Source organism: Methylomagnum sp. (assembly GCF_054333355.1).
In genome coordinates this window covers 1-2,912 of sequence record NZ_JBTEKS010000488.1, presented here as the reverse complement: position 1 = coordinate 2,912, position 2,912 = coordinate 1, and the positions used below count along the sequence as shown (strand labels likewise).

The 2,912-nt window shown below is 67.9% G+C and carries 4 protein-coding genes; all 4 read right to left on the bottom strand.

Going from position 1 to position 2,912, the window contains the following annotated elements:
• On the bottom strand, positions 1-948 hold a 948-nt coding region (locus ACXWUF_RS21515), incomplete at its 3' end, for a beta-ketoacyl-[acyl-carrier-protein] synthase family protein (protein ID WP_458503400.1).
• A 54-nt stretch (positions 949-1,002) separates the two neighbouring features.
• Positions 1,003-1,299, bottom strand: coding sequence for a phosphopantetheine-binding protein (locus ACXWUF_RS21510; RefSeq protein ID WP_458503399.1), 297 nt, complete (start codon positions 1,297-1,299; stop codon positions 1,003-1,005).
• Between the two features lie 47 nt (positions 1,300-1,346).
• Positions 1,347-2,303 carry an LpxL/LpxP family acyltransferase gene (locus tag ACXWUF_RS21505; RefSeq protein WP_458503398.1) on the bottom strand — a complete coding sequence of 319 codons (957 nt, stop codon included), beginning with the start codon at positions 2,301-2,303 and terminating at the stop codon, positions 1,347-1,349.
• On the bottom strand, positions 2,300-2,912 hold a 613-nt coding region (locus tag ACXWUF_RS21500), incomplete at its 5' end, for a DUF2062 domain-containing protein (RefSeq protein ID WP_458503397.1). The genes ACXWUF_RS21505 and ACXWUF_RS21500, both read right to left, overlap by 4 nt.

Sequence of the window (2,912 nt, the reverse complement as noted above, 5' to 3'; positions counted from 1 at the left end):
GCCGGCCGCGCCCAGGGTGTGGCCGGTGAATCCCTTGGTGGAGAGGAAACGAACCCCGGGGCCGAAAAGCCGGGCCAGCAGGCGGCCTTCGATGCGATCGTTCTCCTTCGTGCCGGTTCCGTGGGCGTTTACGAAATCGATGCCCGACGGCGCCACGCCGGCCTCCGCCAGGGCGGCCCCGATAGCACGCTCCAGCCCGCGGCCCTCAGGGTGGGGCGCGGTGATGTGATGGGCATCGCAGGCGGCCCCATAGCCGCGCACGGAAAGCCCGGGGAGAAGGCCGCGCTGCCGTGCGTGGCCCTCGCTCTCCAGGACAACGATGGCCGCGCCCTCGCCTAGGTTGAGGCCGCTCCGGTCCCGGTCGAATGGGATCACGGGGGCCGCGCTCATCACGCCGAGAGCTTGAAAGCCGCAGTACGGGACCCGGTTCAGCTCATCCGATCCACCAGCCAGGGCGACGTCGCAAATCCCGCTGCGGATCCATTCACGGGCCACTCCGATGGCATCGGCGCTGGACGAACAGGCGTTGGTCAGGGTCAGGCGCGGGCCGGGCCGTCCGATCCACCGGCCGACCACATCGGCCAGGCTGTTCTCGAGATAGCGTTTTGCCGGTTCGAGCGACGCCTGCTTGGAATCGCGATAGGTGGTGTAGAAATCGAAGTCGTTCAACTGGCAGGCCACGGTGGTGCCCATGCACACGCCGACCCGGCAATCGGCCGGGAGATCCGCCCAGCGGGCCTCGGCGAGTGCCTCTTGGAGCGCCAGCCGGGCCAGTTCCTGTGTGCGATCCGATCCGGGCGGGAAGTCCTGGTCTACCTCGAACACGGGGCCCCTGGCCGGCGACTTGATACGGGTCGGCGCATGGCAGTGCCGCTCGCCCGCAGCAAAGGAGCGCAGGATACCCGGCAGGGCCCGGCCGGCTGCGCAAACGGCGCCCATGCCGGTTATCGCTACCTCGGTCAGGCGGGTGCCCCGGTGGTCTTCGTGGTGGCGCTGGATTGATCACGCCGACGGCGGGGCGGGGCGGTGAGCGAGGATGAAATTGGACAGGGTGGAAACCGATTGGAACACCTGCCGGCCGATTTCCATGTCCTTGATCTGGATCTCGAAAAGGCGCTGCAGAATCACGACGATTTCCACGGCGTCGAGGGAGTCGAGCCCCAATCCCTCGCCGAATAGCGGCTCGTCGTCCTGGATCTGTTCCGGAGTGATATCCCGCAAGGCCAGCTGGCTGACCAGTTGCTGCTTGAGCGTGGCGGAGATGGCGGCCAACTCCTGTTCACGTGTGGTGCTCATCATGTCCCCTCTAATCCTACGCTGCTCGGCCCGCGCGCGGGCATAGATAGTTACCTCTTTTCGATGTTGTCAACGGCAGAAGCGGAATCGATGGACCAGATGTCGTGGAAGAGAAACACCTCGTAGGGATGGCGCTGCGCAAAATCCTGCAGGCGCGCCGCGAAGCGTCCCGCCCAGGCGGCCAGGTAGCCGGCCCGCGTCTCCGCACCCGCGTCGGGAGGCGGGATGGTTTCCACCTCGATGATGTAATGGCGGTGCCCCGCTCGGTGGGTGGACAGGAAGAGGACGGGACAGCCGGCGGAGCGCGCCAGCTGGTACGGGCCGATCGGCATCCGCGCGGTGTCGCCGAGGAATGGAACGGCAGCGGACCGGAACTGGTAGCTACGATCGGCCATCAAGCACACCACGTCGCCCGCCTCGATGCGCTGGAGGATATGGATGACGCCCGCGGCGTCGGCGCCCGCGGTCAGGATGCGCACGCCTTCACCCGCCGGGTTCACCCGCAGGTTGCTGGCCACCGCAGGGTTGTCCTCTGGGCGCATGACCAGCGTCACCGCGCGGCCGACGCGGGGCAGAGCGTCCAAGGCGAGCTGCCAGTTGCCCACATGCGCCAGCAGCAGGATCATCCCTTTGTCCGAGGCGAGTTGCGCGCCCAGGTGCGCGAGGGAGGGAAACTCAATACGGAAAAGCCCCGCCCTGAACCGCGCAGCATTGCGGTCGATGAGAGCCCGGCCCAGGCTGATGAAGAGCTTGAGGACATCGACACGGAGCCGCCACCCCGACCGGCCGGGGAACCGACGGCACAGGTAGGCAAGGGCGGCGGCGACGGCTGGCCGGTCGAACAGCAGGTAATAGGGGCAGACGAGGTAGAGCAGGCCGTAGGCGCCCCTCAGCCCGGTGAGACGGGTGGCGATGCTGAAGAGGCAGAAACCCAGGGGATTTCCGCGCCTGCGCCCCGAGGCGGTGCCGGCGTCGCCGGCGGTTGTGGCGGGCGGAGCCGTGTTCATGTCGTGCGCCGCCGGAAGGCGCTCAGCGCCGGGAAGGCCAGCAATCCGGTCAGCACGGCCAGCGCGGGCCCCAGCAGCAGCGAGCCGAACCACCATTCGAGGAAACGGGGGCCGGCCTCCATCACCCAGGATTGGTAGGTGAAATCAGACAGCCACGAGCCGTGCAGCAGATAGTGTCCGATCTGGATGCACAGCAGCGGCACGAAGGGCGGAGCGCACAGGTTCTGCGAAGCCAGGGCCATGGCGGGATTCAGGTGCAGCCGCAGCGCGGCGGCCAGGATGAGCGGGGAATGAAAACCGAACACGGGAAGGGAGCCCAGCAGCACGCCTAGCCCCGCCGACACGGCCAGGCCGGATGGCGACACGTTGGTCTTCAGCAGGCTGGACAGGAACGCTCGGGGTTGCCGCCAGAGGCTCACGGTCGTGGCGGGTCTCACCAGACGCCGCGGCGGGACCGGCCACAAGCGCCGGAACACCAAGCGGGCATGCAGCCTGCTCAGCCGGAGGTTGTCCAACCGCTTGTCGAAGTGCGTCACGCGTTCGCCGGGCGGCGGATACCAAACCCGAACTGGGACGGATTGGATGGGCAAGCCGGCCCAGGCCGCGCGC